Consider the following 16845-nt stretch of genomic DNA (forward strand, 5'->3'; position numbering starts at 1 on the left):
CGGCCGATGGCGCAGGAACTCCTCGGCTTCGCCACCGCCGGAATCCTCGCCTACGCCGCCGACCTCGGCCTCTTCGTCTGGCTGCGCGGCCCTGTGGGGCTCGACCCGCTGACCGCCAAGGCGCTGAGCTTCGTGGCGGGCTGCTCGGTGGCGTACGCGGGCAACGCGCTCGGCACCTACCGGCACACAGCCACCCGCGGCCCGCGCCAGTACGCGATCTTCTTCGCGGTGAACATCGCGGGCGCCCTCGTCCAGCTGCTGTGCATCGCCGTCAGCCACTACGGCCTCGGGTTCACCTCGCAGCGCGCGGACACCGTCTCGGGCGCCGGAATCGGCATGGCGCTCGCCACTGTCCTGCGTTTTTGGGGTACCCGGACGTTGGTTTTCCGAGGCGTTCGAGGTAAGCGAGACGAGGGCAGAATCGGATCATGGACTGGCTGAAAAAGCTTCCCGGTGTGGGGCCCTTGGTCACCCGCCTGATGGCCACGCACGCGTGGCGGTCGTACGAGCGTCTGGACCGGGTGAAGTGGACACGGCTCGCCGCGGCGATGACCTTCATCAGCTTCGTGGCGCTCTTCCCGCTGCTGACCCTCGCCGCCGCGATCGCCGCCGCCACGCTCAGCACCAGCCAGCAAAAGGAACTCCAGGACAAGCTCGCCGAGCAGGTGCCGGGCATCTCCGACCGGCTGAACATCGAAGACCTCGTCCAGAACGCCGGCACGATCGGCGTCATCGCGGGCGCCGTCCTGCTGTTCACCGGCATCGGCTGGGTCGGCTCGATGCGGGAGTGCCTGCGTGCGGTCTGGGAGCTGCCCGACAGCGAGGAGAACCCCTTGCTGCGCAAGCTCAAGGACGGCGGCGTACTCGTCGGGTTCGGCGGCGCCGTGCTCGTCACCATCGCCGCCTCCGCCGTCGCGTCCTCGCTGGTGGGCTGGACGGCCCGGCAGCTCGGCATCGACGAGTACGGCTGGGGGAGCGTGGTGCTGCAGGTTGCCGCGATCGCCGTCGCCGTACTCGCCGACTTCCTGCTCCTGCTGTACGTCCTCACGCTGCTGCCCGGCGTCCAGCCGCCGCGGCGTCGGCTGATCGTCGCCGCGCTGATCGGCGCCGTCGGGTTCGAGCTGCTCAAGCTGCTGCTCAGCGGCTATATGCGGGGTGTCGCGTCGAAGAGCATGTACGGGGCCTTCGGGGTGCCGATCGCCGTGCTGCTGTGGATCAACTTCACCGTGAAACTGCTGTTGTTCTGCGCCGCTTGGACGGCGACGCAGAGCGATGAGTCGGCGGAGGATGCGGAGGGTACGGAGGGCGAGGGGGACGAGGGGGGCGCGGGGGGCACGGAGGACCCCGTCGTCAGCGACGGCGGCGCATCAGATCCGGCAGCGGCCAGCGGCGGTTGATCAGGAAGACACCCGCCGCGAGCAGGGCGAGGAAGCCGCCCGTGATGCCCAGCGCGATGCCGATGCCGCTCGAACCACCCTGCGCGTCGGAGGCGGCCGCCACCGGCTTCGTGGACGCCTTGCCCGCGCCGGGGCTGGAGGCGTTCGCGCCCGGCTGCGCGCTGGTGTCGACGCCCTTCGGCGGCACCAGCTCACCCACCGGTTCGACCTTGTCCGCTGCCTGGAAGCCCCAGTCGAAGAGCCGGGCGGTCTCCTTGTAGACCTCGTTGTGCTCGTTCTTCTCCGGGTTCATGACCGTGACGAGCAGCACCTTGCCGTTGCGCTCCGCGACACCCGTGAAGGTGGCGCCCGCGTTGGTGGTGTTGCCGTTCTTGATGCCCGCGATGCCCTGGTATGTGGAGATGTCGCTGTCGCCGGTCAGGAGTCGGTTGGTGTTCTGGATCTCGAAGGATTCGCGGGTTTTCTTGCCCTTTTTGGTCTTTATCGTTTCGCCCGGGAATTTGGCCCGCACCGTCGAGCAGTACTCCCGGAAGTCCTTCTTCTGCAGCCCCGAGCGGGCGAACAGGGTCAGGTCGTACGCCGACGACACCTGGCCCTGCGCGTCGTAGCCGTCCGGGCTGACCACGTGCGTGTCGAGGGCCTGGAGTTCATCGGCGTGTGCCTGCATGTCCTTGACCGTCTGGTCGATGCCGTCGTTCATCTGCGACAGCACATGTACGGCGTCGTTGCCGGAACGAAGGAAGACGCCGAGCCACAGGTCGTGGACCGTGTAGGTCTCGTTCTCCTTTATCCCCACCATGCTGGAGCCCGAGCCGATGCCTGCCAGGTCGGAGGGGACCACCTTGTGCTTGGTGGTCTTCGGGAACTTCGGCAGCACCGTGTCGGCGAACAGCATCTTCAGGGTGCTCGCCGGGGGCAGCCGCCAGTGCGCGTTGTGGGCGGCCAGGACGTCGCCGGACTCCGCGTCCGCGACGATCCAGGAGCGTGCGGTGAGGTCCTTGGGCAGCACCGGGGCGCCGGTGCCGAGGTTCACCTGGGTGCCGGCCTGGCCGAGTCGTTCGCCGCCGACGGTCGACATGTTCGCCGGGGGAGTCGCTGACGGGGTCCCCGATGGGGTTGCCGATGTCCCTGTCGGGGTTGCCGAGGGGGTGGCTGTCGGGCTCGTGTCCGCGAACGCGGGGGCGGTGAGCGAAAGGGACAACAGGGTGGCGGAAGTGACCAGCAAGGATCGCTTGCCGATCTTTTTGGTGGCGGGCACGGTCGAGAAAGTACAGGGCGTGGGTCGGGAAGTCCCATCAGCCCGTCGGGAAGTCACCTCGGCCCGTTGGGAAGTCCCCTCGGCCCGTCGGGGAATCTCATCGGCCCGTCGGGAAGTCCCCCCGCTCTCCCCACCCCGGCGCCGGGGCCCGGTCGGCGACAGCGATACTGGACCCATGAAGCTCAGCCGCCCCGTGTCCTGGTTCCTGCTCGCCTTCGGGGTGTGGAGCTGGGTCATCTGGATCACTTTCGTCAAGAACCTGTGGAAGGACGGCAGCGGGCTCGCGTTCGACGACGCGGGCGATCCGACGGCGTACTTCTGGGTGCACCTGACGCTCGCCGTCGTGTCCTTTGTCTTGGGGACGGTCGTCGGCGTGATCGGGTTGCGCGGGGTGCGTGCTTTGCGCCAGACGTCATAACAGGGATTCGGCTGACGGGGGATACGGCGTCGTGGTCGTTGTGTTCGTGCTGGTGGGTGTGGCTGTGCTGGCCGCGTTCTGTGCGTTGCACTGGTATGCGTGGCGTCGGCTGGTGCGGGACACGACGTCCCGGCCCGGGCTCCTGCGCAGTGCGGGCACGGTGCTCTTTGTCGCTGGGCCGCTGTTGATGTTCGGTGCCGTCGCGAGTGAGCGGGCGGGGGCGCCGTTCTGGGTTCAGCGGATGCTGGCGTGGCCCGGGTTTCTGTGGATGGCGCTGGCGATCTATCTGGTGCTGGCGTTGGTCGTGGGGGAGCTCGTACGGCCGGTCGTACGGAAGGTTGTGGAGCGGCGGGCGGGCGGTTCGGATGCTCCTGCCGTCTCGGGTGCGTCTGCCGTCTCGGGTGCGTCTGCCGTCTCGGGTGCGCCCGCCGTCTCGGGTGCGGCTGTCGGGTCGGATGCAGCTGTCGGGTCGGCTGCGCCTGCCGAAGTGGGTGAGTCGGGGACGCGCCGGAGCATCCGTCCTCGGTCTGGCGCGGAATCGGTCGGGCTCCAAGAGGCCGGCGTTGACGCGCCATCCGCTGCAGGCGGACGTTCCGGCGCGTCCCCTTCGGTCGGATCGGCGGGTGCGGGCCGTCCCCCATGGGGTGAAGGGCCCTCGCGGCGGCTCTTCGTCTCGCGGGTGGTGGGTGGTGCTGCCGCGGCTGCCGCTGTCGGGACGGTGGGGTACGGCACGTACGGCGTTCTGCGTGGGCCCGCGGTGAAGCGGGTCACCGTGCCCTTGGCCAAGCTGCCGCGGTCGGCTCATGGGTTTCGGATTGCTGTTGTCAGCGATATTCACCTTGGGCCGGTGCTCGGGCGCGGCTTCGCGCAGAAGGTCGTGGATATTGTCAATTCGACCCAGCCCGATCTCATTGCTGTTGTTGGTGATCTGGTCGACGGCAGTGTGAAGGATCTTGGGCCCGCCGCCGCGCCGCTTGCTCGGCTGCGGGCGCGGCACGGTTCTTACTTCGTCACGGGTAATCACGAGTACTTCTCCGGGGCCGCGCAGTGGGTCCGGGAAGTGCGGGAGCTGGGGATTCATCCGCTGGAGAACGCGCGTACCGAGTTGCCTGGATTCGATCTCGCGGGTGTGAATGACGTACAGGGGGAGAGCGAGGGACAGGGGCCCGACTTCGGGAAGGCGCTCGGGGATCGGGATACGGCGCGGGCGTGTGTGCTGCTTGCGCATCAGCCGGTGCAGATTCATGAGGCCGTGCGGTATGGGGTCGATCTTCAGTTGTCCGGGCACACGCATGGGGGGCAATTGTGGCCGGGGAACTTTGTTGCTGATGCCGCCAATCCGACGCTGGCCGGGCTGGAGCGGTACGGGGACACGCAGTTGTACGTGTCCCGCGGCGCGGGGGCCTGGGGGCCGCCTACGCGGGTGGGTGCTCCCTCGGACATCACGGTCGTGGAGCTGGCCTCGCGGGAAGCCTGAGAGTTCGCTGTGAAACAGGCTTGAAATAGTTGTTTGGGTCGCCCTGATTTAGTTTCCAGGCGCCTCTTTCCTCGGCTGAAACTCCTGTGGTTAGGCGATCCGCGTCACTAGGGGAGTGACGTGCGGTGGGCCTGGGGAGGGGCACCGATGCGATCGGTTCGCCTACGGATTCTCGCGACGCTGCTCGTGCTGGCGGGCGTGGGTGTGGGGGGCTGGCAGTTGCTGCCGGCCAAGGAGAACAGCAATCGGACCATTACGGTCGGGACGACGGATGCCGTGACGTCGCTCGATCCGGCGGGTGCGTACGACGCCGGTTCCTGGGCGCTGTTCAGCAATGTGTTCCAGTCGCTGCTGACGTTCGAGCCGGGCGGCGCCGCCCCCGTGCCGGACGGGGCGAAGAGCTGCGACTTCGTGGGCGGTGGGCTGCAGACGTACCGCTGTACGTTGCGCGACGATCTGACCTTTCCGAGCGGGCGGAAGATGACCGCCGAGGATGTGAAGTATTCGTTCGCGCGGGTCAAGCGCATCAATTCCGAGGTGGGGCCCGTGTCTCTCTTCGCCACACTCGGCTCGGTGGATGCCAGTGGGCTGACCGTCACCTTTCATCTGTCCTCGCCCGACGCCACGTTTCCGTTCAAGTGGCGACCGGTGCCGGCTCGATCGTGGACCACACGCGGTATCCGAAGCGCACCCTGCGCACCGACACCGGCGTCGACGGCACCGGACTGTACGTACTGAAGACGTATACGAAGAACAAGCGGGCCGTCCTCGCGGCCAACCCGCACTACGAGGGCGCCGTCGAGGAGACCGGCCGGCCCATCGTGCTGCGCTACTACGCCGACTCGCAGGCGCTGGAAGCCGGTTGGAAGGCCAAGAAGTTCGACGTCGCCGCCCGTCAGCTGCCGCCCGCGATGCTCGCCGACCTCTCGCCGAGCGACCCGACGCAGCGCGTCACGGAGCCCGACAGCGCCGAGACCCGCAATCTCGTGCTCAACGTGCGGGCGCACTCGCCGCTGCACGACCGGCGGGTGCGGCAGGCCATCGCCGCGCTCGTCAACCGCGAGGAGTTGGTCAGCCAGACGTACAAGGGGACCACCGATCCGTTGTACGGGCTGATTCCGGCGGGTATCACGGGGCATTCGACGTCGTTCTTCGACAACTATCCCAAGCCCGACGCGAAGAAGGCACGGGCCCTGCTGACCGAGGCCGGGGTGCGGATTCCGGTCCGCTTCACGTACGGATACGCCGAGGGGCGGGGCGCCGCGGCGCAGGAGGCCGCCGAGCTGAAGCGTCAGCTGGAGGCGAGCGGGCTGTTCAAGGTGGCGACCAAGGGGTACGAGTGGACCGCCTTCCAGAAGCGGTACGCCGAGGGCCAGTTGGATGCGTGGACCGTCGGCTGGGTGGCCGACTATCCCGACCCGGACACCTTCAGCGCCCCGCTCGTCGGCACCGGCAACAGCATGAAGAACGGCTACAGCAACAAGGCGGTCGACCGGCTGATTCTGGCCACTCAGCAGTCCGGGGACCGCAGCCGCGCGGCCGACTCCTTCCGGCAGTTGCAGGAGGTCGTGGCTCAGGATGTTCCGCTGATTCCCCTGTGGCACCGCAAGGAGTATGTCATCAGCAGTGAGGACGTCGGGGGCGGTCAGTATCTGTCGGACGGGACCGGTGTCTTCCGCCTCTGGCGGCTGAGCTGGATATGACAACTGACGTGATCTCGCGGGGTTGACGCCACCCCAGTGACATCGCGCTCTCGCCCAACGCAGCACCATGTGTCGGAGGTGTGTGCGGGGTGAGGAGCGGATGTGGTGAGACGGAACTCCTTCCGGCTGCCCCGGCACCCGGCGTCCGTCGGTCTCGCCCGTCGCCGGGTGCGGGACCATCTGGCCGATTGGGGTCACAACTCCGACGATCCGGCCCTTGAGGACGTCGTGCTTCTCGTCTCCGAGCTGGCGACCAACGTGGTGCGCCACGGGCCCCTCCTTGAAAGGGAGTTCGAGGTCGCGGTGACCGCCCTCGCCGACGGCTCCTGCTTCATCGAGGTCTCCGACGAGGGCCTCGCCGAGCCCCGACTACGGCCGGTCGCCGACTGGGAGGAGACCGGCCGCGGGCTCCACCTGGTGGAGAACATCGCCGTGGCGTGGGGGGTGTGGAGCCGGGGGCGCTACGGGAAGACGGTGTGGGCGCTGGTGGCCGCGGACACCTGAGTCACGGGTTGGGCGTGGAGCCGTACGCCGTCAGGAAGCGGTCGCGGAACGCGCTCATCTTCCAGACCGGGGCGTTGTGCTCGGGCCGCAGGCCGTCCGTCCAGCCCCAGTCGGCGATCTTGTCGAGCACCTTCGGGTCCTTGGCGACGATCGAGACCGGCACATCACGGCTGGCGTGGTTGCCGCTGACCCGGGCGATGGGCTGGTGGTCGCCGAGAAAGATGAGCACGGTGTTCTTGTTGCCGTACTTCACCAGGTAGTCGATGAGGCTGGTCACCGAGTACTGGATGGACTTGCCGTACCCCTGCTTCGACTTGGTGGAGTCGGTGATGATGTCGCCGGGCTTCTTGCCGGCCTTCTCGATGGCGTCGTAGATCGAGCCGTCGCCGACCTGGTCCTGGGGGACCGTCTTGGGGATCGGCGCCCAGGGCTGGTGGCTGGAGGTCAGGATGATCGTCGACATCAGCGGCTTGTCGTGCTTCTTGCTGTGCACGAGGCGCTCGAACGCGGTCAGCGCGTACTGGTCGGGCATGGTGGACCAGCTGAACTTCGGGCCCTTGTAGCCGAGGTCGTGGGAGTCGTAGAGCTTGTCGATGTCGTAGAAGTGCTGCTCCGGCCAGGCCTTCTGGACGCCCGGCATGACCCCGACCGTGTCCCAGGCGCCCGTCTTCTTGAAGGCGCCGGAGAGGGTCAGGTGGTCGCCCGCGGTGACGGTGCGGTAGCGCTGCTGGTTGTTGATCCACAGGCCCGACATGAAGGTGGAGTGACCCAGCCAGCTGCTTCCGCCGTACGTCGCCGACGTGAGCCACCCGCTCTTCGCCGCGAACCCGGCCTGGGTCAGCTTCTCGTTCTCGGCGGTGAGGGTCGCGTCGACGCCCGGCGCCATGACCGGGTCCTCGATGGCGCTGCGGCCGTAGCTCTCGATGAACGTGATCATCATGTCCTTGCCGCGCAGCCCCGTCAGCAGCTGGTCCGGCGGAGTGTTGGCGAAGGCGTCCTTCTTGGCGATCTTCGCGAACGCGGCCTCGTCGCGGATCGTGTCCCGCACCCGCTTGGCACGGTCCTGGAGGACCAGCGTGGTGTGTTCGGAGGCGATCGGTACGCCGGTGAACTGCACGCCGAGCGCCGCGCAGGTGACCCAGACGATCGCCATCACCAGCGTCGTACGCGTCGCCGCCTCGGTGTGCCGGGCCAGCAGGTTGCCCAGCCGGACGACCGACAGCGTCATCAGCGCGAGCACGGCGATCACGATCAGCACGACGAGGGCCGCGATGCCGAGCGCGCCGTTCTTGCCCATGGTGTCCTGGAGGTACGCCTGCGCGTCGCTGAACAGCGTCCAGTCGAGGACGACGTTGAAACCACGCCCGAGGTATTCGTTGAAGCCGATGTCGAGGAAGTTCAGGACGGTCAGCGCGCCGAGGCTCAGCCCGGCGAGCGCCGCCACGACGATCCGCGGCTTGCGCGGCAGGACGATCAGCAGGGCGGCGCCGAAGATCGCCTCCACCGGGATACGGACGAACTCGGCGGGCCGGAAGTCGTCCCGCTTGTTCGGCATGAGCAGCGCGAACAGCACGAGCGCGGCGGCCAGGACGGTGATGGTCCACGTCAGGGTGCGGGCCGCGACGGGGTACCTCTCCCGCCAGCCGCGCCAGCGCCGCCGGCCACGGGCGGGGACGGGGACGGGGGCTTCAGCTTCACTGGGGGTGGCTTCGGGCAGGGCCTCGGTGTCAGCGGGGGCGGCTTTGGGCGGGGCCTCGGTGTCAGCGGGGGCGGCTTTGGGCGGGGCCTCGGTGTCAGCGGAGGTGGCTTCCGGCGGGGCTTCGCCGTCGCCCGGATCGGTGTCCGAGGAAGGCTCCGGTGCGGGCTCCTCCCGCTGAGGCTCTGATGCCGTCCCCTCCACCGGAGGCTCCGGCACAAGGCCCTTCTCCGGAGGCTCCTCGTCCGTCTTCGGCAGCTGTTGAGAGCTCGTGTTGAACGACAACCCGGAGGTCCTTCCGTGCGAAGCCCGGTGGTGGCGCGGCGGACCAGGCTGGGGACGTCGGGGCCGCCTTCATCTGTACCTGAATCTGTGTACGGCGCCGTGCTGCCCCGTGTTCAATCGTCCTGGTCAGCTTCTGCCCAAGTCCGTTCTAGCAGGTCACCGTGGCGGAAGGGCGAGCGTTACCGCGGCGGAAGCGCGAGCGTCACCGCAGGGTAGGGGCGAACGTCACCGCGCCGGAAGTGTCACCGTCACCGCCAGCCCCTCGCCCGGTGCCGTCCGCACCGCCACCTCGCCCCCGTGCGCCGTCACCACGCCGTGCACGATCGCCATGCCGAGCCCGCTGCCCGCGCCACCGCCCGCCCGGAAGAACCGGTCGAAGATACGCGCCGCGTCGTCCTCCGCGAGCCCAGGACCCTCGTCCGCGACACACAGCCGTACGACACCGTCCGCGCGCTCCAGGCCTAGCCGCACCGGCACTTCGGTGGGCGTATGGGTGCGTACGTTGCCCACGAGGTTGCCGAGCACCTGCCGTAGCCCCGACTCGTCGGCCCGCACGAGCAGCGTGCCGTCGGCGCCCACGGTCACCGGGCGCCCTGGCTGCTGGGCCCGCAGATCCTCGGCCGCGTCCCGCACCAGGCGGCTCAAGTCGACGTTCCTGAGGCGGAGTTCGGGGCGCTGGTCGAGGCGGGCCAGGGTGAGCAGCTCGTCCACGAGCCGGCCCATGCGGTCGGCCTCGGCGTTCATCCGGTCCCAGGCCCGCTTGCGCTCGGCCGGATCGGTCAGCATCCCCTTCTCGTACAGCTGGAGATAGCCGCGTATCGCCGACAGGGGCGTGCGCAGCTCGTGCGAGGCGTCGCCGACGAAGCGGCGCAGCTGGGCCGCGCTGCGCTCGCGGGTCCGGTACGCCGACTCGACCTGGTGGAGCATGGAGTTGAGGGCGAGTCGCAGCTGCTCGACCTCCTGGGTCGGATGGTGACTGGAGGGCACGCGCCGGGTCAGATCCCCCTCGGCGATCGCCGACGAGGTCTCCACCATGTCCTCCAGCGGCCGCATCCGGCGGCGCACGCTGAACATCGTCAGGCAGGCGAGCAGCGCCAACAGCAGGGTCCCGATGGTCACATCGAGCCTGAGCGCCTTCGCGATGCCCCTGTGCAGCGCGTCGGTCGAGGTGGCGAGCAGGACGTATGTGCCGTCGGCGAGCCGTACCCCGGTCGCCCGGTAGGCGGCGCCGTGCACGGTGACGTCGTGCGGTTCGCTGTCGGCGACGAGCGCGCGCGGGTCGTCCACCGCGACGGCGAGGGCGCGCTGGGTGGCGGTCGGTTTGAAGCCGGCTACGGCAACGGCCTTTCCGTTCCCGCCGACCGCCGCGAAGATCGAGTCCGGCTTCGGCGACTCGTCCGTGGCGGGCAGCATCCGGTCGCGTACGAACGCCAGGGCGCTCAGTGAGTCGATCTGCTGCATCGTGAGCCGGGAACTGTTCAGCGACTCCCGCGTCTGGGCGAGCTCGGTGTCGACCTGATCGAGCAGATAGTGCCGCATGCCCATCAGGCTCACGGCGGTCGCCACGATGATGCCCAGGGCCAGCAGCCCCACGTTGGCGAGCGTCAGCTGGCCGCGCAGCGAGTGGATGCCGTGCCGGCAGCGTGGGGCCCGGAGTTGCCCGTGAGCCGAGAGCTTGCCGCGAGCCGGCAGCTTCCTGCGAACCGGGATCTTCCAGCGCGCCGGGAGCCTCATGCGCGTCGGGATCCTCATGCGAGGGGGCATCTTCATGCGTTCCCGGACCTTCACGCCAGCCCGTACCCGACGCCCCGCCGGGTCTGGATCACCGGCGGTCCCAGCGGTTCGAGCTTGCGCCGCAGATAGCTGATGTACGTCTCCACGACGGTCGACTCGGCCGAGTGCTCGTACTGCCATACGTGGCGCAGGAGCTGCTCCTTCGGCACGATCCGCCCGCCGTTGCGGACCAGGAAGCGCAGCAGGGCGTACTCGGTGGGGGTGAGCTCCACCGTGCGGCCCGCGCGGTGGACGCTGTACGTCGTCTCGTCCAGCTCCAGGTCGCCGTACCGCAGGGGAGGGCGCTGCGGCAGGACGTCGTCGGGGCGCGTGCGGCGCAGGACGGCCGTGATCCGGGCGACCACCTCGTCGATGTTGAACGGCTTGGTGATGTAGTCGTCGCCGAAGCCGAGCGCGCCCACGATCTCGGCGGGAGCGTCCCGCGCGGTGAGGAAGACGATCGCCAGGTCCGGCTGTCGCGCCCGCAGTTCACGCCCGAGCGCCCGGCCGTCGCCGTCCGGCAGCATCACGTCCAGCAAAGCCGCGTCGGGGCGCGTGCGGTCGGCGAGCGTGAGCGCCTCGCGGACGGTGCCCGCGGTCATCACCTCGAAACGGTGGTAGCGCAGCGCGATGGCCAGGACGTCCGCGATGCTCGGCTCGTCCTCGACGACGAGAACGGTGGCTCCCTCGTGACCGGTCATGCCCCCAGTATCCGCAGCGGCACTGACAGCGGAGGCGGTCCGCTCTTTGGAGTTCCTTGAGAGTCATGGCCGCCAGGTGTCCACGCGCGCGTGCCCCCCGAAATCCTGTTGCCCAGGACCTGGGGGACCAACCGACCGACTAAGGAGCGTTGAGCGTGGCGACATTGGCACGGTGGTGCTATCGGCACCGGCTGGTGGTCCTGTTGTTGTGGGTGGGGGCACTGTTCGGACTGGGCTTCGCGGCGTCCACCGCGGGCACGGACTACGCGAACGTCTTCTCCCTCCCGAATACGGACTCCAAGCGCGCGTACGACCTGATGGAGAAGGCGTTCCCGGACAGCGCGGGCGACACCGACACGGTGGTGTGGAAGGTCGACGAGGGAACGGTCCGGGACGAGTCCGTACGGTCCCGGATCCAGCCCGCGCTCGAAGAGATCGGGAAGATGAAGGGCGTCGGTGACGTCACCAACCCGTACGCGGGCGGGCAGGGCGCGGCGCAGATCAGCTCCAACGGGAAGATCGCGTACGCCCAGATCACCTTCGCCGAACAGGCGAACGCCGTACCCAAGGAACTCGTACAGGACGTCGTCGACACCGCACAGGACGCCGAACGCGGCGGCCTGCAGGTCGAGTTGGGCGGTCAGGCGATCCAGCGGGTGCAGGAACCGCCCACCGGACTCGCCGAGATGGTCGGCATCCTGGCCGCGGCCCTCGTCCTCTTCCTCGCCTTCGGCTCGCTCTTCGCGATGCTGCTCCCGATCGGTATCGCGATCTTCGGCGTCGGCACCGGACTGTTCTCCACGCAGCTGCTCAGCCATGTCACGGACGTGCCCGATCTGGCCCCGCTGCTCGCCACACTGATCGGGCTCGGCGTCGGCATCGACTACGCGCTCTTCATCGTGACCCGGCACCGGCGCGGCATCCTGCGCGGCGCCGACCCGGAGGAGTCGGCGGTCACCGCCCTCAACACCTCGGGCCGGGCGGTGCTGTTCGCGGGCGGCACGGTGTGCATCGCGCTTGCCGGGATGCTCGTGACGAACCTGCGGTTCCTGGACGGCGTGGTCATCGGCACCTCGCTCACCGTCGTCTTCAGCGTGCTCGCGGCCGTCACCCTGCTGCCGGCGCTGCTCGGACTCCTCGGCACCCGGGTGCTCAGTCGTCGTCAGCGGCGCAAGCTCGCAGCGGACGGGCCTGAGCCGGAGCGGTCGAGCGGTGCCGCGGCGCGCTGGTCCGCGAACGTCCAGCGGCGCCCTCGCACGATCGCCGCCCTGGCCTTGGTCGTCATGGCGATCCTCGCGCTGCCCGTGCTCTCGCTGCGGCTCGGCGCCACCGACCAGGGCAACGACGACGCCTCGACGACGACCAGGAAGGCGTACGACCTGCTCGCCGAGGGCTTCGGGCCCGGTTTCAACGGCCCGCTGCAGGTGGTCACGTCCAGCGGTGACACGGACACGCTGGTGAAGGGCATCGGCGACACCGCCGGAGTGGCGAGGGTCGCCGCGCTGCCGCCCGCCCAGGGCGTGACGGTGATCCAGGTGGTGCCGACGACCTCGCCGCAGTCGGAGAAGACCGACCAGCTCATCGACACACTGCGGGACCGGGTGATCCCGGACGCGGGGGCGCAGGCCCATGTCGGTGGCGTGACGGCCGTCTCCAAGGACTTCGCGTCCATCACCGGTGACCGGCTGCCCTACTTCATTGCCACGATCATCGGCCTCGGCTTCCTGCTCCTGCTGGTCGCCTTCCGCTCCCTCGTGGTGCCGCTCACGGCCGCGCTGATGAACCTGATCGCGGCTGCCGCGTCCTTCGGCGTACTCACCGCGATCTTCCAGTGGGGCTGGGGCCTCGATCTGCTCGGCCTCGGCAAGGAGGGCCCGATCAACGCCTTCCTGCCGGTCATCATGCTGTCCCTCCTCTTCGGCCTCTCGATGGACTACCAGGTGTTCCTGGTGAGCCGGATGCACGAGGAGTGGGTGCACACGAAGGACAACGCGCGCGCGGTGCGGGTCGGGCTCGCGGAGACCAGTCGCGTCATCAACTCCGCCGCCCTGATCATGGTCTGCGTCTTCCTGGCCTTCGTCCTCAGCGGCGACTCGGGGGCCGCGATGGCGGGCGTGGGCCTCGCGGCCGCCGTCGCCCTGGACGCCTTCATCCTGCGTACGGCCCTGGTGCCGGCCGCGATGCATCTGCTCGGCACGTCCAACTGGTGGCTGCCGGCCGGGCTGGAGAAGCGGCTGCCGCATCTGGCGGTGGAGCCGAAGGAGGAGGCTTCGGAGGAGGCTCCCGCGGAGGGCGGCGCCTCGGTGGTCCACGGCTTCATCCGCACCGCCGACGGCGACCCCGTAGAGGGTGCGGTGGTGACCCTCCTGTCGAAGGGCGGGCGCCAACTGGACCGGGTCACCTCGCTGGCGGACGGCTCGTACATCGTGTCGGTACCGGCGCAGGGTACGTACCTCCTGGCGGCGACGGCCGCGTCGTACGGGTCCCGCGCACGGCACGTGGTCGTGGAGGACGGGCCGCTGGTGTACGACGTGGAGTTGGCGGAGGGGGAAGTGGACGCGGTGAACTGAGTCTTCGGCCGCGTCACTTCGGGGCTCGCTCTTACTGAGTCTCTTAGGGGGCCCGTTTTCTGAACGGGTCCCCTAGGAGGAGCCTTTGGAGGAGCCCTTCTTGGCCGGGTCGGGCAGCCCCTTCGTCATCCCCGGCAGGAAGTCCGTGAACAGCTCGTGCACCTCGTGGACGAGGGGCCGCAGGACACGGAAGCGGGCCAGCGAAACGCCCCGCGCGGTCAGCCGTGCCCCGCGTTCGGCGAGCCGGTAGCTGCGCTCGCGCCCGTCCGTCCGGTCGAAGATCCAGTACAGGACGAGGCCCATCTGGGAGAGCCACATCAACTCGGGCAGTACTTCCCGGAGTTCCTCGGGGACCTTGGTCTTCGCCCCGGCCAGCACTTCCCGGTGGACGCTGATGGCCTCCACGCGCGCGTGCTCCGATTCGGGGGAGAAGGGGCTGAGCGGGCTGTCCGGGTCGGCGGCGTTCTTGAAGAACTGCACCGCGAACTCGTGGTACGGGGTGGCGATGTCCAGCCACACCCTCAGTACCCCGCCGAGCCGGGCCTCCAGATCCGTCTCCCGGTCCAGCACCTCCCGCACCGCCGCCCGGTGCTCGGCGGCGAGCCGGTCGTAGAAGCCCTGGATCAGGTGCTCCTTGCCGGCGAAGTAGTAGTACGCGTTGCCGACAGAGACTCCGGCCTCCTGGGCGATGGCCCGCATGGTCGTCTTGTCGTACCCCCGCTCCTGGAAGAGCCGCATGGCCGTCTCCAGGATCAGGGCACGGGTCTGCTCGCTCTTGGTGGGGCTCTTCTGGGGGTCCTTCTCGGCTGCCCCGTCGGGGCCGGAGCTGTCCTGACCGGGGCTGTCTGTTGGCGCTGGCACGGGGATGAGCCTAACGAGTGGAACCGGTGGAGCAGCTGCCGCTCTCGCAGGCGGGGGGTTCGTACGTCCATCCCGTGCTCGGGTCGTAACTCCATCCGTCGCCCCAGTGGTACGCGCCACCGCCCCACCGCTCCGGGGGGTGGGCCTCCCGCCACTTGGCGGCGGCGAGCGCTGCGCCCTTCGCGAGACGGGCACCCGCCGGGGTGCTCAGCCGGTGGGCGAGCGGCCGGTGCTCGCGCAACGCCCACAGGGTGACGACCCAGGCGGCGGCCCCCTGGTAGACCTGCCCGCCGTCCCCCACGACGGTGATCTCGCCGAGGGTGGCGCGGTGATCGAGCTCGAGTAAGCGCTGCCGGGCTTCGTCGGACCCGGCTGGAACGAACCGGAGCGGCACCAACTGCCGCTGCTTGCCGAGCCAGTCGCGCAGGAAGGCGCACAGCGAGCACTGGGCGTCGTACAGAACGGTGAGCCCGAGGACCGGGACGCGCGCGGCGCCCCGGTCCCGAGTGGCTGCCATGCCGGCCATCGAGGTCACGCCCCGGCCGTCGGCGCGACCCAGTCCGTCGGCGTGACGGGCGGTACCTGCTCCTGCTCCATCACTCCGCGCCGCCGGATCTTGTTGAGCACGTACACGTTCCCCAGGTGCATGACACCGAGGACGAGCAGGACGACACCGAGCTTGGTCGACAGGACCTCGAAGACCTCGCGGGTGTTCGTGATCTCGTCGCCCCCGCTCAGGTAGAGCGCGACGAAGCCCAGGTTGACGAGGTAGAAGCCCACCACCAGCAGATGGTTGACGGCGTCGGCGAGCTTCTCGTTGCCGTGCAGCACATCAGCCAGGAAGATCCGCCCGTTGTGGCTCAGCGTGCGCGCCACCCAGACCGTCAGCGCGATGCTGACCAGCAGGTAGATGACGTACGCGACGACTGTGAGGTCCATGTCCCCACCCCTTCTTGAACGCGTTCAAAACGCTGTCGAGGAAGACTGTAGACCTACTTTTGAACGCGTTCAAGTCAGGGGTCTGGTGAGGGACTTGCTAGGCCTGACGGCCCAGCTCGGGCCGCTTGCCGTAATCCGTGAGGCCGATGACGTTGCCCCAGGGGTCGGCGAACTCGACGGTCCATCCGGTGGCTACGGGGAAGGGGGCGTCGAGGGGCTGAATGCCGGCCGCGGTGAGGGCGTTCGCCGCCGCCCGTGCGTCCCGCACCTCCAGCCACACCCGCGGCGAGGCCCACGGCGGCGGCCGATGGCTCAACTCCTCGTCCAGCCGCAACAACACGCCCGGCGTCTCCTTGCCCACCTTCAGCAGCGCGATCCCGGCCTCGTCGAGCCGGAACGCGACCGGGAACCCGGCCCGTCCGTAGAAGGTCACAGCCTCGTCGAGGTCCCCGACGGACAGCAGCACGTTGTCGAATCCGAGCAGCTCGTATGACACGTCATCTGACATGCCATCAGATTAGGTCGGGACCCGCGCCGGACCACGGAACCGACAGAGCGCATCTTCGTGCCGCCCCGAGGCGGGGGATGCGGCGATCTCGTTTACGTTGCGGTCGTCACCGCCCAGCTCGCCAAGCTGAAGTAGGTGGAGCGGGCTGGGGGCTCAGAGAGGGGATATCTCCAGTCTGCCGGTGTACCGGCCGTCGATCTGCGTCGCCAGCCACTCGATGCGGGCGGTGTGGTGTTCGGCGTCCGGCACGTGGACGTGGATCGTGTGGTCTTGGGACGGCTCGTCCTGGTAGAGGTCGCGGGAGTTCACCGAGAGGGTGAGGTAGGCGTACTTCTGGGTGATGAGCGCCAGGCCCGCCTCGGGGACCTCCGGCCAGGCGTTCAGGTCCCAGCGGATGGCTGCGGAGTCCGGGCCCAGTGCCCCGATGAAGGGTTCGGCGAGGTCCAGGGGGTGGCACCAGTCGTGCACCTGGATGGGGAGACAGTCCGCCGGGTCTTCACCGGTTTCCGAGCAGCCGTGTTCCGAGCCGGCCGCCGCCCACCAGTTGAGGTCGGGGAGTAGCTGACGTACCTGTGCCAGGACCTCCGGTGACCGGATCACGGCCTCGAAGTCGACCTCCGCGTGATGCAGATCCGCGATGTCCAGCAGGGTGCGCACGGCGCGTATCGCCTCGGCGAGGTCGGGTGTGGTGAGGACGGCGGCCGCCCGGGAGTTGCTCATGGCGGAACGATAGGGCGGCCGTGCGCGCGAGGTCC

Annotated in this window: 15 protein-coding genes and 1 pseudogene; 7 read left to right on the forward strand and 9 right to left on the reverse strand. The window is 69.0% G+C overall.

The window, feature by feature from the left end; genetic code table 11:
- Positions 1 to 6 precede the first annotated feature (6 nt).
- Positions 7 to 441: a GtrA family protein gene (locus ACFY0T_RS12565; protein ID WP_388868294.1), complete on the forward strand. Its 435-nt coding sequence runs from the start codon at positions 7 to 9 to the stop codon at positions 439 to 441.
- Entirely contained in the window at positions 429 to 1397 is a 969-nt protein-coding gene (locus ACFY0T_RS12570) for a YihY/virulence factor BrkB family protein (protein ID WP_388868087.1), read from the forward strand. Before ACFY0T_RS12565 ends, ACFY0T_RS12570 begins: the two co-directional genes overlap by 13 nt.
- On the opposite strand, the gene ACFY0T_RS12575 is transcribed toward ACFY0T_RS12570, so the two are convergent.
- The gene (locus ACFY0T_RS12575; RefSeq protein ID WP_388868090.1) at positions 1351 to 2655 is read right to left on the reverse strand and encodes a D-alanyl-D-alanine carboxypeptidase family protein; all 1305 of its coding nucleotides are present in this window, start codon (positions 2653 to 2655) and stop codon (positions 1351 to 1353) included. The genes ACFY0T_RS12570 and ACFY0T_RS12575 overlap by 47 nt on opposite strands.
- Positions 2656 to 2830: 175 nt before the next feature.
- Between ACFY0T_RS12575 and ACFY0T_RS12580 the strand changes: the two genes are divergently transcribed.
- The 4 genes and pseudogenes from ACFY0T_RS12580 to ACFY0T_RS12595 all read left to right on the forward strand — a co-directional run bounded on the left by ACFY0T_RS12580 (position 2831) and on the right by ACFY0T_RS12595 (position 6757).
- On the forward strand, positions 2831 to 3073 hold the full coding sequence (locus ACFY0T_RS12580; protein WP_362021718.1) for an SCO4848 family membrane protein: 243 nt from the start codon (positions 2831 to 2833) through the stop codon (positions 3071 to 3073).
- A 187-nt stretch (positions 3074 to 3260) separates the two neighbouring features.
- Positions 3261 to 4550 carry a metallophosphoesterase gene (locus ACFY0T_RS12585; protein ID WP_388868296.1) on the forward strand — a complete coding sequence of 430 codons (1290 nt, stop codon included), beginning with the start codon at positions 3261 to 3263 and terminating at the stop codon, positions 4548 to 4550.
- Between the two features lie 147 nt (positions 4551 to 4697).
- Positions 4698 to 6253, forward strand: a pseudogene (locus tag ACFY0T_RS12590) (ABC transporter substrate-binding protein).
- Between the two features lie 102 nt (positions 6254 to 6355).
- Positions 6356 to 6757 carry an ATP-binding protein gene (locus ACFY0T_RS12595; RefSeq protein WP_388868093.1) on the forward strand — a complete coding sequence of 134 codons (402 nt, stop codon included), beginning with the start codon at positions 6356 to 6358 and terminating at the stop codon, positions 6755 to 6757.
- 1 nt (position 6758) lies between these two features.
- On the opposite strand, the gene ACFY0T_RS12600 is transcribed toward ACFY0T_RS12595, so the two are convergent.
- The 3 genes from ACFY0T_RS12600 to ACFY0T_RS12610 all read right to left on the reverse strand — a co-directional run bounded on the left by ACFY0T_RS12600 (position 6759) and on the right by ACFY0T_RS12610 (position 11212).
- Positions 6759 to 8738: a sulfatase-like hydrolase/transferase gene (locus ACFY0T_RS12600; RefSeq protein WP_388868096.1), complete on the reverse strand. Its 1980-nt coding sequence runs from the start codon at positions 8736 to 8738 to the stop codon at positions 6759 to 6761.
- 225 nt (positions 8739 to 8963) lie between these two features.
- Positions 8964 to 10472, reverse strand: a complete 1509-nt coding sequence (locus ACFY0T_RS12605) for an ATP-binding protein (protein ID WP_388868098.1) — start codon at positions 10470 to 10472, stop codon at positions 8964 to 8966.
- Between the two features lie 50 nt (positions 10473 to 10522).
- Entirely contained in the window at positions 10523 to 11212 is a 690-nt protein-coding gene (locus ACFY0T_RS12610) for a response regulator transcription factor (RefSeq protein ID WP_388868102.1), read from the reverse strand.
- A gap of 164 nt (positions 11213 to 11376) precedes the next feature.
- On the opposite strand from ACFY0T_RS12610, the gene ACFY0T_RS12615 reads away from it, so the two are divergent.
- Positions 11377 to 13782 carry an MMPL family transporter gene (locus tag ACFY0T_RS12615; protein ID WP_388868299.1) on the forward strand — a complete coding sequence of 802 codons (2406 nt, stop codon included), beginning with the start codon at positions 11377 to 11379 and terminating at the stop codon, positions 13780 to 13782.
- 72 nt (positions 13783 to 13854) lie between these two features.
- Here ACFY0T_RS12615 and ACFY0T_RS12620 read toward each other — a convergent pair whose 3' ends face one another.
- The 5 genes from ACFY0T_RS12620 to ACFY0T_RS12640 form a co-directional block, all read right to left on the reverse strand.
- The gene (locus tag ACFY0T_RS12620) at positions 13855 to 14643 is read right to left on the reverse strand and encodes a TetR/AcrR family transcriptional regulator (protein ID WP_388868104.1); all 789 of its coding nucleotides are present in this window, start codon (positions 14641 to 14643) and stop codon (positions 13855 to 13857) included.
- Positions 14644 to 14653: 10 nt separating this feature from the next.
- On the reverse strand, positions 14654 to 15160 hold the full coding sequence (locus tag ACFY0T_RS12625; RefSeq protein WP_388868107.1) for a thiol-disulfide oxidoreductase DCC family protein: 507 nt from the start codon (positions 15158 to 15160) through the stop codon (positions 14654 to 14656).
- Between the two features lie 14 nt (positions 15161 to 15174).
- Positions 15175 to 15582, reverse strand: coding sequence for a hypothetical protein (locus ACFY0T_RS12630; protein ID WP_388868110.1), 408 nt, complete (start codon positions 15580 to 15582; stop codon positions 15175 to 15177).
- A gap of 97 nt (positions 15583 to 15679) precedes the next feature.
- Positions 15680 to 16090 carry a VOC family protein gene (locus ACFY0T_RS12635; protein WP_388868112.1) on the reverse strand — a complete coding sequence of 137 codons (411 nt, stop codon included), beginning with the start codon at positions 16088 to 16090 and terminating at the stop codon, positions 15680 to 15682.
- A gap of 153 nt (positions 16091 to 16243) precedes the next feature.
- The gene (locus tag ACFY0T_RS12640) at positions 16244 to 16810 is read right to left on the reverse strand and encodes a hypothetical protein (RefSeq protein ID WP_388868115.1); all 567 of its coding nucleotides are present in this window, start codon (positions 16808 to 16810) and stop codon (positions 16244 to 16246) included.
- Between the last annotated feature and the right edge of the window lie 35 nt (positions 16811 to 16845).

The organism is Streptomyces sp. NPDC001530, assembly GCF_042894545.1.
GTDB lineage: Bacteria > Actinomycetota > Actinomycetes > Streptomycetales > Streptomycetaceae > Streptomyces.

What these genes read in the sequence shown, in the direction of transcription:
- ACFY0T_RS12585 (WP_388868296.1), top strand. Translation starts at nt 3,261, where the DNA reads ATGTTCGGTGCCGTCGCGAGTGAGCGGGCGGGGGCGCCGTTCTGGGTT.
- ACFY0T_RS12625 (WP_388868107.1), bottom strand. Translation starts at nt 15,160, where the DNA reads ATGGCAGCCACTCGGGACCGGGGCGCCGCGCGCGTCCCGGTCCTCGGG.
- ACFY0T_RS12610 (WP_388868102.1), bottom strand. Translation starts at nt 11,212, where the DNA reads ATGACCGGTCACGAGGGAGCCACCGTTCTCGTCGTCGAGGACGAGCCG.
- ACFY0T_RS12640 (WP_388868115.1), bottom strand. Translation starts at nt 16,810, where the DNA reads ATGAGCAACTCCCGGGCGGCCGCCGTCCTCACCACACCCGACCTCGCC.
- ACFY0T_RS12630 (WP_388868110.1), bottom strand. Translation starts at nt 15,582, where the DNA reads ATGGACCTCACAGTCGTCGCGTACGTCATCTACCTGCTGGTCAGCATC.
- ACFY0T_RS12635 (WP_388868112.1), bottom strand. Translation starts at nt 16,090, where the DNA reads ATGTCAGATGACGTGTCATACGAGCTGCTCGGATTCGACAACGTGCTG.
- ACFY0T_RS12570 (WP_388868087.1), top strand. Translation starts at nt 429, where the DNA reads ATGGACTGGCTGAAAAAGCTTCCCGGTGTGGGGCCCTTGGTCACCCGC.
- ACFY0T_RS12580 (WP_362021718.1), top strand. Translation starts at nt 2,831, where the DNA reads ATGAAGCTCAGCCGCCCCGTGTCCTGGTTCCTGCTCGCCTTCGGGGTG.
- ACFY0T_RS12565 (WP_388868294.1), top strand. Translation starts at nt 7, where the DNA reads ATGGCGCAGGAACTCCTCGGCTTCGCCACCGCCGGAATCCTCGCCTAC.
- ACFY0T_RS12605 (WP_388868098.1), bottom strand. Translation starts at nt 10,472, where the DNA reads ATGAGGCTCCCGGCGCGCTGGAAGATCCCGGTTCGCAGGAAGCTGCCG.